Origin of the sequence: Streptomyces sp. NPDC005925 (genome assembly GCF_040638805.1) — a bacterium.
GTDB lineage: Bacteria > Actinomycetota > Actinomycetes > Streptomycetales > Streptomycetaceae > Streptomyces.
In genome coordinates this window covers 268,369-286,225 of record NZ_JBEXVL010000002.1, presented here as the reverse complement: position 1 = coordinate 286,225, position 17,857 = coordinate 268,369, and the positions used below count along the sequence as shown (strand labels likewise).

Here is a 17,857-nt window from a genome sequence, read left to right as displayed (position 1 = left end):
CCTTCTGACTGCACGGTCCGGCGAGATTACGACGGGACGCTAATCTAGAACAAGTTTCAGACTTGATCGTCCAGGAGGGTCCGAATCTACCGGCAGGTAAGGGTGCTGCGGGCAGCGCATCGGGTGATTCGCGCCACGGCGCGCGTCCCTGGCATGCTGTGCGGCCACTCGCCCTCACCGACTGTCACGTAACGCAGGCACCGCACGTCACGCGTGCAACGCCACGGGAACGCACGGGAACGGACGGAACGGCACCATGGCTGCGGGATCCACAGCGGAGGCGGGCGCGGCACGACCGGCCGCCGCCCCGCTCACCGAACGGCAGGAGGCACGCCGCCGCCGCATCCTGCGCGCGACCGCGCAACTCGCCGCGCGCGGCGGGTTCGACGCGGTGCAGATGCGGGAGGTCGCGGAGTCCTCGCAGGTCGCCCTCGGCACCCTGTACCGCTACTTCCCGTCCAAGGTCCATCTGCTGGTCGCCACCATGCAGGACCAGCTGGCCCGGCTGCACGGCACGCTCCGCAAGCACCCGCCGGCCGGCGAGACGGCGGCCGAGCGGGTCGCCGAGACCCTCATGCGGGCCTTCCACTCGCTCCAGCGCCGGCCGCTGCTGGCCGAGGCGATGGTCCGCGCCCTGTCGTTCGCGGACCGCAGCGTGAGCACGGAGGTGGAACAGGTCTCCCGCCGCACCACGGCGATCATCCTGGAGGCGACGGGCCACCCGGCCCCGACGGCCGGTCAGCTCTCCGCGATCCGCGTCATCGAGCACACCTGGCACTCGACCCTCATCACCTGGCTGTCGGGCCGGGCCTCCATAGCGGAGGTGCGGACCGACATCGAGACGGCATGCCGCCTCATCGACCTGGCGGCCACCACCGGCCCGCCGGAAACCCACGGCGCCACGGAAACCCACGGCCGTCCGGCGGCCTCCGGCCTCCCGGCTGCGACGCACGACCGGTAGGGCTGCCGGGCCCCGCCCCCGGCTCCGGGGCCGGGACGGAGGCAAGGAGTCGCCCACCTCACCCCGGGCCCCGGCCTACGGGCGGGTAGAGTGGCGAGTCGTCATCACACCCGTACGGGGGAAAGCCGGTGCAATTCCGGCGCTGACCCGCAACCGTGAACCACCCAGGTGGTGAGCCGGATCTCCCCGCACGGTACGTGAACGGCTCACGCGCCCGGCACTCCGCCGGAGCACGGCACCGTCGAGGTATACGGAGCCGAGCCGCCCGGGGGTGCCCCGTGCTGCCCGGCTCCCCCGCAGGGAGAGGCCCCCGCCGATCATGAACGTCCGCCGCAGCGCCGCGGTCCTGGCCGCCACCGCCGTGATCGGTGCCGCCGCACCGGCCGCAGCCGATTCGTCCCCGTCCCCTTCGCCGTCCACGGCCCTGCCGTCCGGCCTGTACGGCACCGCCGACCCGACGTACGACGGTGTCTGGCGGCAGTCCCTCGCACTGCTCGCCCAGCACACGGTGGGTGTGCGGCCCGCGCCGAAGGCCGTCGACTGGCTGGTGCGGCAGCAGTGCGCGAACGGCGCCTTCGCCCCGTTCCGCGCCGACGCGGCCAAGGCCTGCGACGCCAAGACGATGGTCGACACCAACAGCACGGCCGCGGCCGTCCAGGCCCTCACCGCGCTCGGCGGCCACGACCCGGCCGCCGGCAAGGCCGTCGGCTGGCTGAAGTCCATACAGAACACGGACGGCGGCTGGGGTTACGTCCCCGGCGGCGCCAGCGACACGAACTCCACGTCCGTCGTCGTCGGCGCGCTGACCGCGGCCGGCGAGAAGCCGGCGGACGTCGTGCAGGGCGGCAAGTCCCCGTACGACGCGCTCCTCGGGCTCGTCCTGCCCTGCGAGGGCAAGGACGGGGGCGCGTTCGCCTTCCAGCCCGACAAGAAGGGCAGGCTCGCCGCCAACGCCGACGCCACCGCCGCGGGTGTCCTCGGCGCGCTCGGCAAAGGCCTGGTCGTCGAGGCCGGCAAGAAGACCGACGCCAAGGCGTCCTGCACCGGCTCCGGCCGGGCCACCCCGGAGCGTGCCGCCGCGGGCGGCGTGTCCTACCTCGTCAAGTCGCTCGCCGCGAAAGGCCACTTGACGGTCGCCGGGGCGGGCGGGCCGGACGTCGGCAACACCGCCGACGCCGTCGTCGCCCTCGCCGCGCACGGCGACACCGGCCGGGCGGCCACGTCCCTGGACTGGCTGCGGAAGAACTCCGCCGACTGGGCCGCGCAGAACGGCCCCGCCGCCTACGCCCAGCTGATCTTCGCCGCCCACGCCACGGGCACGGACCCGCGCGACTTCGGCGGCCGGGACCTGGTGAAGCAGCTCAACGCGACGGGTCCCGCCCCGCAGTCCGGGAAGGCCGGCAAGGAGCAGAAGGCCGACGAGAAGGACGACTCGCCGTTCGGTGTGTGGTGGTACGTGGGGGTGTGCGCGGTCGTCGGCATCGGCTTCGGCTTCCTGCTGAGCGGGCGCAACCGGAAGCAGCAGCCGTGACCGGCGGCCGCCGTCTGCCGGCCGTGTTCCTGGCCGCGTTCGTCCTGTGCGCGGGCACGGGCGCGGGCCAGGCGCAGGCCGCCGGTTACCGCTACTGGTCCTTCTGGGACCGCGACGGTGACCAGTGGGCGTACGCCACGCAGGGCCCGGCGACCGCCCGGCCCGCCGACGGCGATGTCCAGGGCTTCCGCTTCGCCGTGAGCGAGAACTCAGGCGCCGCCGCCCGGCCGCGCGGCGAGGCCGGCTTCGCGACGATCTGCGCGTCGACACCGGAGCGGGACGGCAGGAAACGGGTCGCGCTGGTCATCGACTTCGGCACCGGCGCGGACGCGCCCTCCTCGCAGACGCCGCCGCGCCCCCGCACGGCCTGTGCGAGCCTCTCCCGCGACGCGACGACGGCCGACGCCCTGGCGGCCGTGGCCAAACCCCTGCGCTACGACACGAACGCCCTGCTGTGCGCGATCGACGGGTACCCGGCGACGGGATGCGGCGAGCAGGTGGCGGGCGAGCGGGACAAGGGCGGCGAGGGGGCGGAGGACAGCGGCGAGCAGGCGCAGCCGGGCTCGGACGGCGGCCCGTCGCTGGGGCTGGCGGCGGGCGGTACGGCCGTGGCGCTGCTCGCGGCGGCGGCCGTCCTGCAGGCGCGACGCCGCAGGCATGACTGACCCGCGCGGCGGAAGGGCGGCGGCGGGGCCGGCGAGCGGACCCCCGCCCCCTCACCGGCACCGTGCGCGCCACGCCCCACTGCACCCCGGTGCCTGGTGGCTGTGGGCGGCGTCCCTCGGTGTCGCGGCCACCCGCACCACCAACCCGCTCCTGCTCGCGCTCCTCACGGCCGTGTCGGCGTACGTCGTCGCGGCCCGCCGCCCCGACACGCCCTGGTCCCGCTCCTACGGCGCGTTCGTCAAGCTCGCCCTCGCCGTCCTGGTGGTACGCCTCGCCTTCACGGTCGTCCTCGGCTCCCCCGTCCCCGGCACCCGCGTCCTCCTCAGCCTCCCCGAAGTCCCCCTTCCCGGCTGGGCGCAGGGCATCCGGCTCGGCGGCGACGTCGCCCTCGAACCCCTCGTGTTCGCCCTGTACGACGGGCTGAAGCTGGCCACGCTCCTGGTGTGCGTCGGCGCCGCGAACGCCCTCGCCAACCCCTCCCGCCTCCTGAAGTCCCTGCCGGGCGCCCTGTACGAGACGGGCGTCGCCGTGGTCGTCGCCCTCACCTTCGCCCCGAACCTCATCGCCGACGTGCAGCGCCTGCGGGCCGCCCGCCGGCTGCGCGGACGCCCCGACAGGGGTCTGAAGGGCCTGCTCCAGGTCGCCCTGCCGGTCCTGGAGGGCGCGCTGGAACGTTCAGTCGCGCTCGCCGCCGCGATGGACTCCCGCGGCTACGGCCGTACCGCCCGGGTCCCGGCCGGCGTACGGCGTACGACCGCCGCGCTCACCCTGGGCGGTCTGCTCGGCGTGTGCGCGGGCACGTACGGGACGCTGACCGCCGAGGGCGGCACCTACGGGATGCCGGTGCTGCTCGCCGGGGTGGCGACCGCGCTGGCCGGGCTGTGGCTCGGCGGGCGCCGCTCGCTGCGCACCCGGTACCGGCCGGACCGCTGGGACGCCCGCGCCTGGCTGGTCGCCGCGTCCGGTGCCGCGGTGGCCGCCGCGCTCGCGCTCGCCGCCGTACGCGACCCGGCCGCCCTGCACCCCGGGGTCGTCCCGCTCACCGCCCCCACCCTCCCGCTCCGGCCCGCCGCGGCCGTGCTGCTGGGCCTGCTGCCCGCCGTCGTCGCACCGGCCCCCGCCCCCTCCCCCCAACCGCCCAGGGAGCAGTCGTGATCCGCTTCGAGGATGTCTCCGTGACGTACGACGGCACGGCCGAACCGTCCGTCACCGGCATCGACTTCGAGGTGCCGGAAGGCGAACTCGTGCTGCTCGCCGGGCCGTCCGGCGTCGGCAAGTCGACCGTGCTCGGCGCGGTCAACGGCCTCGTCCCGCACTTCACCGGAGGCACCCTGCGCGGCCGGGTCACCGTCGCCGGCCGGGACACCCGCACGCACCTGCCGAGGGAACTCGCCGACCTCGTCGGCACGGTCGGCCAGGACCCGCTCGCCCACTTCGTGACCGACACGGTCGAGGAGGAACTGGCGTACGGCATGGAGTCCCTGGGGCTCGCCCCGGACGTGATGCGGCGCCGGGTCGAGGAGACGCTGGACCTGCTGGGGCTGGCTGATCTGCGCGACCGGTCGATCGCCACGCTCTCCGGCGGCCAGCGGCAGCGCGTCGCGATCGGCTCCGTCCTCACGCCGCACCCGTCCGTGCTGGTCCTGGACGAGCCGACGTCCGCGCTCGACCCGGCCGCCGCCGAGGAGGTCCTCGCCGTCCTGCTGCGCCTGGTGCACGACCTCGGTACGACCGTGCTGCTGGCCGAGCACCGCCTGGAACGAGTCGTGCAGTACGCCGACCGGGTCGTCCTGCTGCCCGGGCCGGGCGCGGCGCCGGTGGTGGGCGACCCGGCCGAGGTGATGGCCGTGTCGCCGGTGTATCCGCCGGTGGTGGGGCTGGGGCGGGTGGCGGGCTGGTCGCCGCTGCCGCTGACGGTACGGGACGCGCGGCGCCGGGCGGCGGGGCTGCGGGAGCGGCTGGGCGCCCGTGAGGAGACCGCCCGGAGCGGCGCGGCCCCGCCGGCCGGGACGGTGCCCGAGGTGCGGCCGGCCGGCCCCGTCCCCCGCGCCGCCCGGCGACTGCTGCGCCGTCGCGCCGCCGTGGACCCGGTCCGGGCCGCCCCGGCCGCCTCGTGGGTGGCGGAGGTTCGCGCGCTCGCCGTCCGCCGTGGCCGCGTCCGGGCGCTGCGGCACGTCGACCTCACCGTCTCCCCGGGCGAGACGGTCGCCCTGATGGGCCGCAACGGCGCCGGGAAGTCCACGCTGCTCGGCGCGCTGGTCGGACTCGTCGAACCGGCCGCCGGTTCGGTCCGCGTCGGGGGCGCCGTACCGCACCGGACGACCCCGCGCGACCTCGTGCGCCGCGTCGGCCTCGTACCGCAGGAACCGCGCGATCTGCTGTACGCCGACACGGTCGCCGCGGAGTGCCGGGCCGCCGACCGGGACGCGGACGCGGAACCGGGCACCTGCCGGGCGCTGCTGGCCGAGCTCCTGCCCGGCGTCGGCGACGGCACGCACCCGCGTGACCTGTCCGAGGGGCAGCGCCTCACGCTCGCGCTGGCCGTCGTCCTCACGGCGCGTCCGCCCCTGCTGCTGCTGGACGAGCCGACCCGCGGCCTGGACTACGCCGCCAAGACCCGACTGGTCGGGCTGCTGCGCACGCTGGCCGCCGAGGGACACGCCATCGTCCTGGCCACCCACGACGTGGAACTGACCGCCGAACTCGCCCACCGGGTCGTGCTGCTGGCCGACGGCGAGGTCATCGCCGACGGCCCGACGGCGGAAGTCGTCGTGTCGTCTCCGTCCTTCGCGCCCCAGGTGGCGAAGATACTGGCCCCGCAGCACTGGCTGACGGTCACGCAGGTACGGGACGCGCTGGGGCAGCGGCCGGGGGCGGCGGGGCCGACGGGCCCGGTGGAGTCGGCCGGGGCGGCGTCGTGAGGGGGGCCGTGCGGCAGCGGCCGGTGCGGCGGGTGCGTGCTGTCCGGCTCGGGCCCCGTTCGGTGGCCGCTCTGGTGCTCGTCGGCGCGGTCGGCGTGGCGGCGGTCGGCTGGCCCTTCCTCGCGCCGCCGACCTCGCAGGTCGCGGCGCACGCCCAGGACGCCCCGTGGCTGTTCGCGGGGCTGCTGGTGCTGCTGGTCGCGGTGGCGGCGGCGACGATCTCCGAGTCGGGGCTCGGCCCGAAGGCGGTGTCCATGCTGGGCGTGCTCGCGGCGACCGGCGCGGCGCTGCGGCCGATCGGCGCGGGCACGGCCGGCATCGAGCCGATGTTCTTCCTGATGGTGCTCAGCGGCCGGGTCCTCGGACCGGGCTTCGGGTTCGTGCTGGGCTCGGTGACGATGTTCGCGTCGGCGCTGCTCACGGGCGGGGTGGGGCCCTGGATGCCGTTCCAGATGCTGGCGATGGGCTGGTTCACGATGGGCGCCGGCCTGCTGCCGGGCGCGCACCGGCTGCGCGGCCGTACGGAACTGGCCCTGCTCGCCGGGTACGGGTTCTTGGCCGCCTTCGCCTACGGCACGGTGATGAACATGGCGGGCTGGCCCTTCCTCGGCGCCCTGTCCTCGAACATCGCCTTCGACCCGGAGGCGGCGGTCTCCGCGAACCTCGCCCGTTTCCTGGCCTACTGCCTGGCCACCTCGGCCGGCTGGGACCTGGGGCGCGCCGTCGTCACGGTCGTCCTGACACTGACCCTGGGCCGACCGGTCCTGCGTGCCCTGCGCCGCGCGACCCGCCGGGCGGCTTTCGAGGCGACGGTGGCGTTCGAAGGCCGGGAGGACTAGGACGGTGCCCTCGGCGGGACGGGCCGCCTGCCGGGGGCACCCCGCCGGGAACCGTTCCCGCCGGTCACACCGTCTGTTGCCCTGGCAGCGAATCGGCGGAGGGACTCCACGTCATGCCCGGCACCAGGCCCACCATCCGGCGGACGACCCGGCACGCGAACGGACACCCGGGAATCGGGCCCGGGCGGCACGGGCGCGCACCGAAGGGACACGCACCCGGCGGCCCCGCACCCCGGGCCCGCGTCCTCACCGTCGTCCTCGCCCTGCTCACCCTCCAGCTCGCCTCCCTCGTCGCCCCGGCCTACGCCTGCGGCTGCGGCGGCATGGTGACGACCGGACAGCAGCACGTGGCCGTGAACCGCGAGACCTCCGTCGTCCGCTGGGACGGCCGCGAGGAGCAGATCGTGATGAGCCTGACCGTCGGCGGCGACGCCGAGCAGGCCGCCTGGATCATGCCCGTCCCGCACCGCGCCGAGGTCCGCCTCGGCGACCCCGAGCTGTTCGGAACCCTGTCCGACGTCACCGCCCCCGTGTACCGCGACCGCTTCCACTTCTGGCCCGACGACCCCTGGCCGTTCGACAGCGGGACCGACACCGCCGGAGCCGCCCCCGGCGCCGCCGCCCCGGGAGACGTGGGCGTCGTGGACCGGCAGCGCCTCGGCCCCTTCGACGTCGCCCGGCTCACCGCCGACGACCCCGACGCCCTCGAAACCTGGCTCCACGACAACGGCTTCGCCCTCCCCGCCCGCCTGCGCAGCGCCCTGAAGCCGTACGTCGAGCAGGGCTGGGAGTACGTCGCCGTCCGCCTCGCGCCCGGCAGCGGCGGGGCCGCCCTGTCCGGCACCCTCGACCCCCTCCACCTGACGTTCGCCTCCGGCGAGCCCGTCTACCCGATGCGTCTGTCCCGGCTGGCCGCCACCCCCCAGTCGCTGCGCCTGTACGTCCTCTCCGCGCACCGCATGCGGCCCGAGACCACCATCGGCGGCGAGCCGCCGCGTGTCGCCTTCGCCGGGAACGTGGCCTCCAGGTCGTCGGACCTCGGCGGGCTGGCCGACGGCACGCCGTATCTCACCGCCATCGACCAGGAGTTCCCCCGGCCCGCCAGGATCTCCGGCGACCACACGCTGCGCCGCGCCGCGAACGACGCCCCCTACCAGGACGTGATCTACCAGGACCGGCTGATGAAGATCGGCGGGCTGCCCGTGTTCCTGCTGGCGACCGGGGCCGGGTTCGCCGTGGTCGTCGTGGGTGTCGTCCTCGGCCTGCTGCGGTGGCGCCGTCGGCGGGGCCTGCGCCGTGCGGCGGAAAGCCGCTGACACGGGAACGGTGAAAGGGAGGCCACACGGGTACAGGGTGGCCGTGACATTCGTCGGTCCGACCAGTCGGGCCGTCCGAAGACGACGCCGACGGCACCACCGGGTTCACGAAAGGCATGGGCGTGCGCATGAGCGAGCCACAGCTCTGGAACGACGTAGACGACTACTTCACCCGCCATCTCTCCTCGGACGACGACGTGCTCGCCGCCGCGCTGCGCGACAGTGAGGCGGCCGGACTGCCGCCGATCAGCGTCACCGCGACGCAGGGCAAGCTGCTCCACCTCCTCGCCCAGGTGCAGGGCGCCCGCAGGATTCTGGAGATCGGCACCCTCGGGGGCTACAGCACGATCTGGCTGGCCCGCGCCCTGCCCGCCGACGGCCGGCTGATCACCCTGGAGTACAGCCCGCGGCACGCCGAGGTCGCCGAGCGCAACATCGCCCGCGCCGGCCTGGACTCCGTCGTGGAGGTGCGGGTCGGTCCGGCTCTCGAGTCGCTGCCGAAGCTCGCCGACGAGGACCCGCCGCCGTTCGACCTCGTCTTCATCGACGCCGACAAGGCCAACAACCCGCACTACGTGGAGTGGGCCCTCCGCCTGACCGGGGCGGGCGGTCTGATCGTCCTCGACAACGTGGTGCGCGGCGGCCGGATCGCCGACCTCTCCGACACCGGGCCGGACGTCCTGGGCACGCGTGCCGCCGTCGAACTCATCGCCCGCCACCCGCGGTTGAGCGGTACGGCCGTCCAGACGGTCGGCAGCAAGGGCTACGACGGCTTCGCACTGGCACGCGTACGGGACTGAGGCCCTCCACGGGGTTCCCCGCACCCGGGCGCGACTCCGGTCCGGGTCCGGTCCGGGTCCGGTCCGGGTCTGGTCCCCGTAGCGGTCGGGCTCCGGTAGCGGTCGGGCTCCGGTAGCGACTCGGGTACCGCCGGCTCGCGGTGCCGGCTCGCATCCCGGCCCCCGCTCCGGTGGCGACTCGGATTCCGGCCCCCGGTTCCGTACCGGCTCCGCTCCCGCCCCCGGTTCCGGTGGCGGCCCGGATTCCGGCCGGGGCCTCACACCTCGTGGTAGAAGCCCACGTTGACGGTGCGCGGGGCGGCGCGGTCCTGGATCACGATCTCGCCGCTGCCTTCCCCGGGCAGCGGCACCGTCCCGCCGTAGGCCACGGGGTGGACCTGGCCGGCGACCGTCAGCCGGACCTCGGAGGACGGCTCGGGCTGCGAGCCGCGCAACCACGTCAGCTGCCAGCCGCCGTCCGCCCCGCACCGGAACTCCAGGTGCACGCGCGAGACGAACAGCCAGTCGTCCGGCGTCGTCAGCCGGCACAGGGACTTGTCGCGGCCCACCCGCAGCACCGCGCCCGGCTCGCTCGGCGCGTCGGCCATGAGCATGCCGGCCGTGGCGCCCTCGTCCGCCGCGGACACGGCGGCCATGGTGAGTTCGAGCACGAGCGCTCCTCCTGGGACTCCCCGGTACGGCCACCCGTCGCGAACGGCCGTACGCGCGCGCCGGATTGGCGCACCGCCGCCGCATGATAGATCGGCCGGGGTCACGGCGTCCGGCACAACGGCCTCACGACCTCATGGCCTCACGTCCTCATGGCCTCACGACCTCCCGGGCTCAGGCCTCAGGGCCTCACGTCCTCACGGCGCTACGACCGGTGGGCGAGCCGCCGCCCGGCCCTCCGCCACTGCCGCAGGTCCTGTGGCGCCGTGGACGTTCTGCGGCAGGGGCGGGGAGCCGGGCGGGCCGGGCGGATCAACCGGACGGCGGACGCGCGCGGGTCGTGCGGTGGTCACGTGCGCAGCAGCCGCTCCGCCAGTTCGCGGTAGTCCTTGAGCGCCAGGCGGAGTTGCTCCGTGTCGCCGCCCGCCGTGTCGCCGCCCGCCGTGTCGCCGCCCGCCCTGTCGGGACCGGCCGCGGCGCCGTCGGGCTGCCAGGAGGACCGCAGGCTGCGGCGCCGGTGCGTCATCGCCTCCGTGAGGCAGGCGACGAGGTCCTCCAGCACATGATCGGCTTCTTTCACCGCGCCCCGCGGCCCGTCCACGAAACCTGCCACCGCCTGCTGCATCCGCCGCGCCAGCCGGTCGCACTCGTCCCGCGGCAGCAGCCGGTTTCCGGTGCCGGCCGGCGTGGCGGTGGGGGCGGCGGTGTCCGTGGTGCTCGTGCGGCCGTTCTCCGCCGTGGGCTCGGGCACCCACGTGCCGCTCTCACGGCCCGTCGTGTACGTCATCGCGTTCAGCCCTCCTTCGTCCGTCGGCCGTGCAGGGCCGACGACAGCGGACGGTGACCCTGCCCTCGGGTGTGTGCGCGGGTGTGTGCGCGGGTGTGCCGGCCGCCCTCGGCTTCGGCGCGGTGGCGGTGGTGGTCGGCCGGGGACGCGGACACCAGGGCGTCGAAGAGCGCCCGCGCCTCGACCATGGCCTCCCGCATCTCCTCGGTGTCGAGGCCGGTTTCGGGATCCTTGCCGGGGACGCTCTCCCACCCGGCGCCGTCCCGCGTGTTCCCGCCCAGCGTGCCGTTGCCGTGCGCCCGTGCCGCACGGTGGACGCGCCGGTAGCCGTCGACGTGGGCGGCGTGGTGCACGGACAGCGCGGCGACCTGCTCCTCGTACTGGCCGCCGTTGGGGTAGCCGCGGGCGCCCGCCAGGTCCGCGAGCAGCCGGTCCGCCTCTGCGGCGGCCTCGCGCGGGGAGTCGACGAAGCGCTCCTGCGCGGCTGCCCAGCGTGCCTCGTACCGCTCGCGCTCGGCCGGTTCCAGGGGCCGTTCCCTCAGGTGGCCGTGGCGTTGGACGCGCTCGGCGAGTTCACGCTCGGCGGCCTTGGTGTCCCCGTCGTGCCGGGCCACGGCGCGTTCGTACTCGGACCCGAAGCGCCGCCTCAGGTCCGGTCCGCGCCGGGCGCGCAGTGTCAGGACGGCCGCGAGGACGACGACCGCCACGATTACCAGAGCAATGATCAGACCAGTGGACATGCATGCCTTCCGGATTCTCGACCGGGCCGGCTCTCCTTGCCTCGCCGGTTCACCGGACGGGTAGCCCGGCGATCCGCCGCCAAACGGCACACGTCGGCGGCACAGGGCGCCGGGACGCAACCGCCCCGGGAGACCGTCCCGTTCGGCGTGTCGCAGAATGCGGGCATGACCTGGACCTTCTCCCCCGAACCGTACGACTCTCCCGTCGCCGCCGCGCTGTGGCGCGCGTACTACACCGAGGTCAGCGACCGCTGGTACCTGCTGCACGAGGGGCGCCGAACCGAACCCGGCGAGCTGGAGCGGGAGATCGCGCGGCACACCGGCGCCGATCTCGCGCCGCCCGTCGGGCAGTTGCTGCTCGCCCGGTACGGGGGCGAGCCGGCCGGCAGCGCGGGCGTACGGCTGCTGGAGGGCGGCGGGGTCGCCGAGCTGACCCGGGTGTTCCTGTACCCGGCGGTGCGCGGGCGGGGCGGGGCGGCGCTCCTCGTAGGGGCTGCCGAGGACGCGGCACGCGCACTCGGGGCCGGGCGGATGATCCTCGACACCCGGAGCGACCTCGTCGAGGCCCGTGCCCTGTACACGCGGCTCGGCTACGCGGAGACCGAACGCCACAACACCGACCCGTACGCCGAGCACTGGTTCGCCAGGACGCTCGGCTGACGCGGCCCACCCGGCACGCAGCCGACGGCCGTCCCGGTCGCGCGGTCTGCTCCCGGTGTCTCAACCGGCGTGCGCCGCGGGCGTCGTGGTCCGGTCGTCGTGCGGCCGTTCCCGTTCCGAGCCGCACAACTCGCTGTTCAGCTCGGTCACGAGCCGGACCAGGTCGCGCGGGCGGTCCGGGCCCCACCAGTCGCCGAGCAGTTCGGCCAGGGACTCCTCGCGGGCCCGTGACAGGTCGTCGGCGATCCGGCGGCCCTGCCCGGTGAGCCGCATGCCGAGGCCCTCGCGCACGGCCAGGCGCCGTTCCTCGACCTGCCGGGCGCCCGCCAGGATGACGTTCAGCGGCACAACGGTGTGTTCGGCCAGCAGGGCCGGCTCCACCACCCCGTACCGGCGGATGCGCAACAGCAGCCAGCCCGCGGCGGGCAGCAGGTCGTACCCGGCGCGTTCGATGATCTTCCGGTAGACCTCGCGCCGCCCCTCGCGCGTGCCGAGCGCGGACAGCGCGCGGCACACCTCGTCGTACGAGGACCGCTCCACGGGGTTGCTGGCGAGGGTCTCGGTGGCGTCGGGCGCGGTGACCGAGACGCGCAGCCGGTCCTCGTGCAGGAACCAGGCGAGAACGAAGCCGAGCAGGGCGACCGGTGCCGCGTAGAGGAAGACGTCGGTGATGGACGACGCGTAGGCGTGCAGGGCGGCCGGGCGGAGGGCGGGCGGCAGGGCGCCGATGCCGCGCGGGTCGGCCTTCAGCGCATCCGCCGTGACGCCGGGCGGGAGCGGGGCACCGGCGAAGGCGTCGGTGAGTTTGCCGCCGAGGCGCCCGGCGAAGACCGTGCCGAAGACGGCGACGCCGAACGCCGCGCCGATGGACCGGAAGAAGGTCGCGCCGGAGGTGGCGACGCCGAGATCCTCGTAGGAGACGGCGTTCTGCACGATCAGGACGAGGACCTGTATGACGAGGCCGAGGCCCACGCCGAAGACGAAGAAGTAGGCGCTCATCTCGAGGGTGGAGCTGTTTTCGTCGAGCTGGTGCAGCAGGAGCAGGCCGAGCGCGGTGACGGCGGTGCCCGCGACGGGGAACACCTTCCAGCGGCCGGTGCGGCTGACGATCTGGCCGGACCCGGTGGACGCCAGCAGCAGGCCGAACACCATCGGCAGCATGTGCACACCGGACATGGTCGGCGTGATGCCGTGCACGACCTGGAGGAACGTCGGCAGGTACGTCATCGCCCCGAACATCGCGAAGCCCACGACGAAGCTGATCACGGCGGCCAGCGCGAAGGTGCGGATCCGGAACAGCTTCAGCGGCAGTACGGGTTCGGCGGCCCGGCGTTCCACGGCCACGAACGCCACCACGAGCACGGCACCGAGCACCGCGAGCCCGATGATCGGCGGCGAGCCCCAGCTCCAGGTGGTGCCGCCGAGGGAGGCGAGGAGCACCAGGCAGGTGGCGACGGACGCGATGAGGAAGGTGCCGAGGTAGTCGATGACGTGCGGGGTGGTCCGGCGCGGGATGTGCAGGACGGCGGCGATGACGGCCAGCGCGACGATGCCGACGGGCAGGTTGACGTAGAACACCCAGCGCCAGCTCAGGTGCTGGGTGAACAGCCCGCCCAGCAGCGGCCCCAGCACGCTCGTCGCGCCGAAGACGGCACCGAACAGTCCCTGGTAGCGGCCACGTTCGCGGGGCGGCACCAGGTCGCCGACGATCGCCATCGACAGCACCATCAGCCCGCCGCCGCCCAGGCCCTGCACGGCGCGGAACGCGATCAGCTCGGGCATGTTCTGCGCCGTGCCGCACAGCACCGACCCGGCCAGGAAGATCACGACGGCGGTCTGGAACAGCCGTTTGCGCCCGTACTGGTCGCCGAGCTTGCCCCACAGCGGCGTCGCGGCGGTGGCGGCGAGCAGGTACGCGGTGACCACCCACGACAGGTGCTCCATGCCGCCCAGTTCGCTGACGATGGTGGGCAGCGCGGTCGACACGATGGTCTGGTCGAGGGCGGCGAGCAGCATGCCGAGGAGCAGGGCGCCGATGGAGACGAGCACGTTCCCGGGCACGTGCTCACCGGCCGGCCCGGGGGGCACCGCCGAGGACGACGACGGCCGCGGGCGCCGCTGCTGCGGGTCTCGCGCCCGCCCCGCCGTCCGCTGCCCGGCCGTGCCGTGCGCATCCCCGGTCATGAAGGCCTCCCGAGGCTCTCGGTGACCCTTCCATCCTGAGCGGTGTGCCCGGTTATGGCCTGTCGAGTCCCACTGGAACCCGTACTTCCGCGGACTCTCGCACACACTGTGGAGAAGATCTGGATAATCTCTGGAGTTCGCGAGGGGACGCGGCGGGAGGGGACGATCACATGGCGGAGCCGAAGAGGCATCCGTGCCCGGAGTGCGGGACGCCGCGCGAGCCGGACAACACCCCGGCGTGCACCTGCGCGCGGCGCGCCGCCGACGCCCTGCGCGACACCCGTACGGCCCAGGCGGCAGCGGCGGAGGACTTCGACCCGCTGCGGATCAGGCCGTACGTCGAACTGGACAGCGCGCCCACCTCCCGGCCCGCCCCCGTGGCACCGCCCGGTGGGCTGCCGGCGACGGGCGGACACCTCCCACCCGCCGGAGCGGCGAGGAAGCCGGGCGCCTCGAGCGTGACGTCGCCGCCCCTCGCACCCCCGGCCGGCCCGCCGGGCGACACCGGCCCACGCCTGTGCGAAGCGACACCCACGACGAGGGCCCACCCGGACGGAGACGCCGGCGAAGGCGGGGACGACCCGCGCCCGCGCCGCCGGCGCCGCGTCCTGTTGCTCGCCGCCGCCGGAAGCGTCGTGGCCGTGGCCACGGCCGCCGGGTACGCGAGCGGGATGTTCTCGTACGACCCGCCGACCCGGAACTCCGCCCTGCCCCCCGAGCTGCGGGCGAGCGTCCCGGACGCCCCGGCCGACGCGGCGACGGCGGGCACCGGCGGCGCCACCCCGTCCCCGGGCCCGGCGTCGCCCGGCCCGTCGGGCGACACGAGCACGTCACCGTCACCGGGCCCCACGGCGCCGAGCGCGTCCCCGGCCCCGGCGGAGCGGTCGGCGCGGCCGTCGACGGCACCACCCGCCACGGCACCGGGCACGGGCGCCCCGCCCTCCGGCCCCGCAGGCGGACCGAACGACGCGACCGCGACCGGCATCGTCCTGCGCCGGGGCGACCGGGGCGCGGAGGTCACCGAACTCCAGCTGCGCCTGGGGCAGCTCTACCTGTACTCCGGCAGGGCGGACGGCCGTTTCTCCGACCGTGTCGAGTACGGCCTGCGCGCCTTCCAGTGGTCACGCGGCGTGGGCACGGACGCGGACGAGCTCGGCGTCTACGGTCCCGACACCCGCCGAAGCCTGGAAGCGGAGACCCGGGAGCCGTGAGCGACGGGCGAACGGCCGGTCCGCTCACCCCACCCGCAGCCGGATCCGCCCCTCCCCCGCCTCGACGGTGATCTCCGTCAGATCCGGCACCACGACGTCCGGGCGGTGGGACGCGGCACGCGGCCCGACGCCCACGACACGCATCCCGGCGGCGCGGGCCGCCTCGATACCGGCGCCGGAGTCCTCGAACGCGACGCAGTCGGCGGGGTCCACGCCCAGTGCGGCGGCGCCCTTGAGGAAGCCTTCGGGGTCGGGCTTGCCGGCGCCGACGGACTCGGCGGTGATCCGCACCTCGGGCAGCGCGAGCCCGGCGGCGGCCATCCGGGCCGTGGACAGGGCGACGTCGGCGGAGGTCACGAGGGCATGCGGCACCCCGGCCAGGGCGGCGAGGAACTCCGGGGCGCCGGGGACGGCGACGACGCCCTCCGTGTCGGCGGTCTCCTCGGCGAGCAGGCGGGCGTTGTCGGCGTGGTTGTGCTCCATGGGCCGGTCGGGCAGCAGCAGCGCCATGGAGGCGTAACCCTGCCGCCCGTGCACGACCTTCATGACCGCGTCGCCGTCCAGGCCGTGCCGCCCGGCCCAGCGCCGCCAGACCCGCTCGACGCAGGCGTCGGAGTCGACCAGTGTGCCGTCCATGTCGAGCAGGAGGGCCCGGGCGGTCAGTACGGCGACGCCGTCGGGGTCGCGGGCGTCGGCGGGATCGGTGGCGCGGGGGGTGGCCGGCATCGGCAGACTCCAGAGCACGGGGACGAGGGCAGACCTCGAGGTCCGTTCCGGGGAGGGCGACGGCCCCGGCGGAGGGACTCGCGGAAACCAAAACGGCCCCGCCCGCCGGTCAGGGAAAACGGGCGGGAGCCACTTTGTTTCTCCACGGTACAAAACGCGGCCGGATACCGCCACCCGTCCTGGTCGCCCTTCACGCTCCTTCACTCACCGTGCGGCTCAATGAGTCACGGCCTCCCACAGGCTCCACAGGCCGAGGGCGAGCATCAGCACGGCCGCGATCTGCGTGATCAGCTTCAGCGGCACCCGCGTCATCAGGGCCTTTCCGCCAATGATGCCGAGACCCGCGACGGTCCAGAGGGCCAGCACCGCGCCGAGGCCGACGGAGAGCGGGTCGTCGTAGCGGGCGGCGAGATTCGCGGTCATGATCTGCGTAAGGTCACCGAACTCGGCGACCAGGATGAGCATGAAGCCCGCCCCGGCCACCTTCCAGAAGGACTGGTTCTCCGGCTTGCGGATGTCTTCCTCGTCCTCGTCCTTCTTCAGCAGCAGGACCGCCGCCCCGGCCAGGAACAGCACGCCCGTGAGCGCGTGCACGATCTGCTGCGGCAGCAGCGTGAGCACACTGCCCGCCGCGACGGCGAGCGCGACGTGCAGCGCGAAGGCGGCGGCGACGCCGGCGAAGACGTACGAGGCGCGATAGCGGGTGCCCAGGACGAGGCCGGCGAGGGCGGTCTTGTCCGGCAGTTCGGCGAGGAAGACGACGCCGAAGACGAGCGCCGTCACGGAGAAGCTGATCAAGGGTTCCTCAATCGGTCGGGGCTGCCCCGCCGAGAGCGCTGAGCCTTTCACCACGAGACCGCGAGACCAAGGCACCTCGGCACGGCAGCACACAGGGATCGCCCGGACCGGAAGCCCGGGCGTCGTGCACTGCTTGCCGAAGGTCTCGCCGGCCGGCCCCGTGATCGGGACCCGCCTCCGGGCGCCGGCTCAGCGGACTGAGCAGTATGTCGACGGGTCCGGCGCAGGGCTACTCCCCTTCTGCGCTCCCATGCTACGCGACCGGCGCGCTGCCGCCCGATCTCAATTGCATGCCGCACGCCCATAGACGCGACATGTACGCGTCATTAGCTTCTTACCTGAAGCACATCTCACGGCAAGACGGCGTCGCGAGCATTGCCCCGTTCGCGCCCCCCAACGCCCGCACCCTCAAGGGAGTTCGCATGGCCAAGTTCTACGCGCGTCGACGCTTCGGCATCACGCTGGCGCTCGCCGGGCTCGTCGCCTCCATCGGGCTGTTCAACGCCCCTACCGCCTCCGCGGCCCTGCCCACCCCGGTCAGCGGCGCCACCGCCCGCAGCTACCTCGCCACGCTCCCCGTGCGCACCGAGAACCGCACCGGCTACAGCCGTGACCTGTTCCCGCACTGGATCACCATCAGCGGCTCCTGCGACACGCGCGAGACCGTCCTCAAGCGCGACGGTTCGGGCGTCACCACCGACTCCTCCTGCTCCGCCACCAGCGGCAGCTGGTACTCCGCCTACGACGGCGCCACCTGGCACGCCGCCTCCGACCTCGACATCGACCACATGGTCCCGCTCGCCGAGGCCTGGGACTCCGGCGCGAGCTCCTGGACGACCTCGCGCCGCCAGTCCTTCGCCAACGACCTGACCCGCCCGCAGCTCATCGCGGTCACCGACAACGTCAACCAGTCCAAGGGCGACCAGGACCCGGCCACCTGGATGCCGTCGGTCAGCGCCTACCGCTGCACCTACGTCCGCGCCTGGGTCCAGGTGAAGTATTACTACGGCCTCTCCGTCGACTCGGCCGAGAAGTCCGCGCTGACGAACTACCTCTCCGGCTGCTGACC

The 17,857-nt window shown here is 74.5% G+C and carries 17 protein-coding genes and 1 riboswitch; of the genes, 11 read left to right on the top strand and 6 right to left on the bottom strand.

From position 1 onward, the window contains the following. Positions 1–256: 256 nt before the first annotated feature. From ABZ354_RS04005 to ABZ354_RS03970, 8 genes are all read left to right on the top strand, one after another. On the top strand, positions 257–961 hold the full coding sequence (locus tag ABZ354_RS04005; protein ID WP_358652662.1) for a TetR family transcriptional regulator: 705 nt from the start codon (positions 257–259) through the stop codon (positions 959–961). Positions 962–1,039: 78 nt separating this feature from the next. Then, a riboswitch (cobalamin riboswitch) is annotated at positions 1,040–1,166 on the top strand. 114 nt (positions 1,167–1,280) lie between these two features. Continuing rightward, complete coding sequence (locus ABZ354_RS04000; protein WP_358652660.1) at positions 1,281–2,492, top strand: prenyltransferase/squalene oxidase repeat-containing protein; 1,212 nt, start codon at positions 1,281–1,283, stop codon at positions 2,490–2,492. Next, positions 2,489–3,157, top strand: a complete 669-nt coding sequence (locus ABZ354_RS03995) for an SCO2322 family protein (RefSeq protein ID WP_358652658.1) — start codon at positions 2,489–2,491, stop codon at positions 3,155–3,157. The genes ABZ354_RS04000 and ABZ354_RS03995 overlap by 4 nt, the downstream gene beginning before the upstream one ends. Continuing rightward, positions 3,150–4,313: an energy-coupling factor transporter transmembrane component T gene (locus tag ABZ354_RS03990; protein WP_358652656.1), complete on the top strand. Its 1,164-nt coding sequence runs from the start codon at positions 3,150–3,152 to the stop codon at positions 4,311–4,313. Before ABZ354_RS03995 ends, ABZ354_RS03990 begins: the two co-directional genes overlap by 8 nt. Continuing rightward, a complete protein-coding gene (locus ABZ354_RS03985; RefSeq protein ID WP_358652654.1) occupies positions 4,310–6,079 on the top strand; it encodes an ATP-binding cassette domain-containing protein in 1,770 nt (589 codons plus the stop codon). Before ABZ354_RS03990 ends, ABZ354_RS03985 begins: the two co-directional genes overlap by 4 nt. Continuing rightward, positions 6,076–6,918, top strand: a complete 843-nt coding sequence (locus ABZ354_RS03980; protein ID WP_358652652.1) for an ECF transporter S component — start codon at positions 6,076–6,078, stop codon at positions 6,916–6,918. Before ABZ354_RS03985 ends, ABZ354_RS03980 begins: the two co-directional genes overlap by 4 nt. Before the next feature lie 113 nt (positions 6,919–7,031). After that, entirely contained in the window at positions 7,032–8,234 is a 1,203-nt protein-coding gene (locus tag ABZ354_RS03975) for a DUF2330 domain-containing protein (RefSeq protein ID WP_358652650.1), read from the top strand. A gap of 128 nt (positions 8,235–8,362) precedes the next feature. Next, positions 8,363–9,034, top strand: a complete 672-nt coding sequence (locus tag ABZ354_RS03970) for an O-methyltransferase (RefSeq protein ID WP_358652648.1) — start codon at positions 8,363–8,365, stop codon at positions 9,032–9,034. 257 nt (positions 9,035–9,291) lie between these two features. Here the strand turns inward: ABZ354_RS03970 and ABZ354_RS03965 are convergent, their stop codons facing one another. The 3 genes from ABZ354_RS03965 to ABZ354_RS03955 all read right to left on the bottom strand — a co-directional run bounded on the left by ABZ354_RS03965 (position 9,292) and on the right by ABZ354_RS03955 (position 11,209). Next, positions 9,292–9,684, bottom strand: coding sequence for a hypothetical protein (locus tag ABZ354_RS03965; protein ID WP_358652646.1), 393 nt, complete (start codon positions 9,682–9,684; stop codon positions 9,292–9,294). A 347-nt stretch (positions 9,685–10,031) separates the two neighbouring features. Then, positions 10,032–10,469 carry a hypothetical protein gene (locus tag ABZ354_RS03960; RefSeq protein ID WP_358652644.1) on the bottom strand — a complete coding sequence of 146 codons (438 nt, stop codon included), beginning with the start codon at positions 10,467–10,469 and terminating at the stop codon, positions 10,032–10,034. Positions 10,470–10,474: 5 nt separating this feature from the next. Beyond that, entirely contained in the window at positions 10,475–11,209 is a 735-nt protein-coding gene (locus tag ABZ354_RS03955) for a hypothetical protein (RefSeq protein WP_358652642.1), read from the bottom strand. Between the two features lie 165 nt (positions 11,210–11,374). Here ABZ354_RS03955 and ABZ354_RS03950 point away from each other — a divergent pair, with 165 nt between their 5' ends. Next, entirely contained in the window at positions 11,375–11,869 is a 495-nt protein-coding gene (locus ABZ354_RS03950) for a GNAT family N-acetyltransferase (RefSeq protein ID WP_358652640.1), read from the top strand. A 60-nt stretch (positions 11,870–11,929) separates the two neighbouring features. On the opposite strand, the gene ABZ354_RS03945 is transcribed toward ABZ354_RS03950, so the two are convergent. After that, complete coding sequence (locus ABZ354_RS03945; RefSeq protein ID WP_358652638.1) at positions 11,930–14,053, bottom strand: MDR family MFS transporter; 2,124 nt, start codon at positions 14,051–14,053, stop codon at positions 11,930–11,932. 170 nt (positions 14,054–14,223) lie between these two features. On the opposite strand from ABZ354_RS03945, the gene ABZ354_RS03940 reads away from it, so the two are divergent. After that, the gene (locus ABZ354_RS03940; RefSeq protein ID WP_358652636.1) at positions 14,224–15,264 is read left to right on the top strand and encodes a peptidoglycan-binding protein; all 1,041 of its coding nucleotides are present in this window, start codon (positions 14,224–14,226) and stop codon (positions 15,262–15,264) included. A gap of 24 nt (positions 15,265–15,288) precedes the next feature. Here the strand turns inward: ABZ354_RS03940 and ABZ354_RS03935 are convergent, their stop codons facing one another. Both ABZ354_RS03935 and ABZ354_RS03930 read right to left on the bottom strand, forming a co-directional pair. After that, on the bottom strand, positions 15,289–15,990 hold the full coding sequence (locus ABZ354_RS03935) for an HAD family hydrolase (RefSeq protein WP_358652634.1): 702 nt from the start codon (positions 15,988–15,990) through the stop codon (positions 15,289–15,291). 216 nt (positions 15,991–16,206) lie between these two features. Continuing rightward, positions 16,207–16,788, bottom strand: coding sequence for a TMEM165/GDT1 family protein (locus ABZ354_RS03930; protein ID WP_358652632.1), 582 nt, complete (start codon positions 16,786–16,788; stop codon positions 16,207–16,209). Between the two features lie 422 nt (positions 16,789–17,210). On the opposite strand from ABZ354_RS03930, the gene ABZ354_RS03925 reads away from it, so the two are divergent. After that, the gene (locus ABZ354_RS03925; RefSeq protein ID WP_358652630.1) at positions 17,211–17,855 is read left to right on the top strand and encodes an HNH endonuclease family protein; all 645 of its coding nucleotides are present in this window, start codon (positions 17,211–17,213) and stop codon (positions 17,853–17,855) included. The last annotated feature ends 2 nt before the right edge of the window (positions 17,856–17,857 follow it).

Coding starts and splice junctions, on each gene's coding strand:
- ABZ354_RS04005 (WP_358652662.1), top strand. CDS start 257: ATGGCTGCGGGATCCACAGCGGAGGCGGGCGCGGCACGACCGGCCGCC.
- ABZ354_RS04000 (WP_358652660.1), top strand. CDS start 1,281: ATGAACGTCCGCCGCAGCGCCGCGGTCCTGGCCGCCACCGCCGTGATC.
- ABZ354_RS03990 (WP_358652656.1), top strand. CDS start 3,150: ATGACTGACCCGCGCGGCGGAAGGGCGGCGGCGGGGCCGGCGAGCGGA.
- ABZ354_RS03975 (WP_358652650.1), top strand. CDS start 7,032: ATGCCCGGCACCAGGCCCACCATCCGGCGGACGACCCGGCACGCGAAC.
- ABZ354_RS03970 (WP_358652648.1), top strand. CDS start 8,363: ATGAGCGAGCCACAGCTCTGGAACGACGTAGACGACTACTTCACCCGC.
- ABZ354_RS03960 (WP_358652644.1), bottom strand. CDS start 10,469: ATGACGTACACGACGGGCCGTGAGAGCGGCACGTGGGTGCCCGAGCCC.
- ABZ354_RS03955 (WP_358652642.1), bottom strand. CDS start 11,209: ATGTCCACTGGTCTGATCATTGCTCTGGTAATCGTGGCGGTCGTCGTC.
- ABZ354_RS03950 (WP_358652640.1), top strand. CDS start 11,375: ATGACCTGGACCTTCTCCCCCGAACCGTACGACTCTCCCGTCGCCGCC.
- ABZ354_RS03945 (WP_358652638.1), bottom strand. CDS start 14,053: ATGACCGGGGATGCGCACGGCACGGCCGGGCAGCGGACGGCGGGGCGG.
- ABZ354_RS03940 (WP_358652636.1), top strand. CDS start 14,224: ATGGCGGAGCCGAAGAGGCATCCGTGCCCGGAGTGCGGGACGCCGCGC.
- ABZ354_RS03935 (WP_358652634.1), bottom strand. CDS start 15,990: ATGCCGGCCACCCCCCGCGCCACCGATCCCGCCGACGCCCGCGACCCC.
- ABZ354_RS03925 (WP_358652630.1), top strand. CDS start 17,211: ATGGCCAAGTTCTACGCGCGTCGACGCTTCGGCATCACGCTGGCGCTC.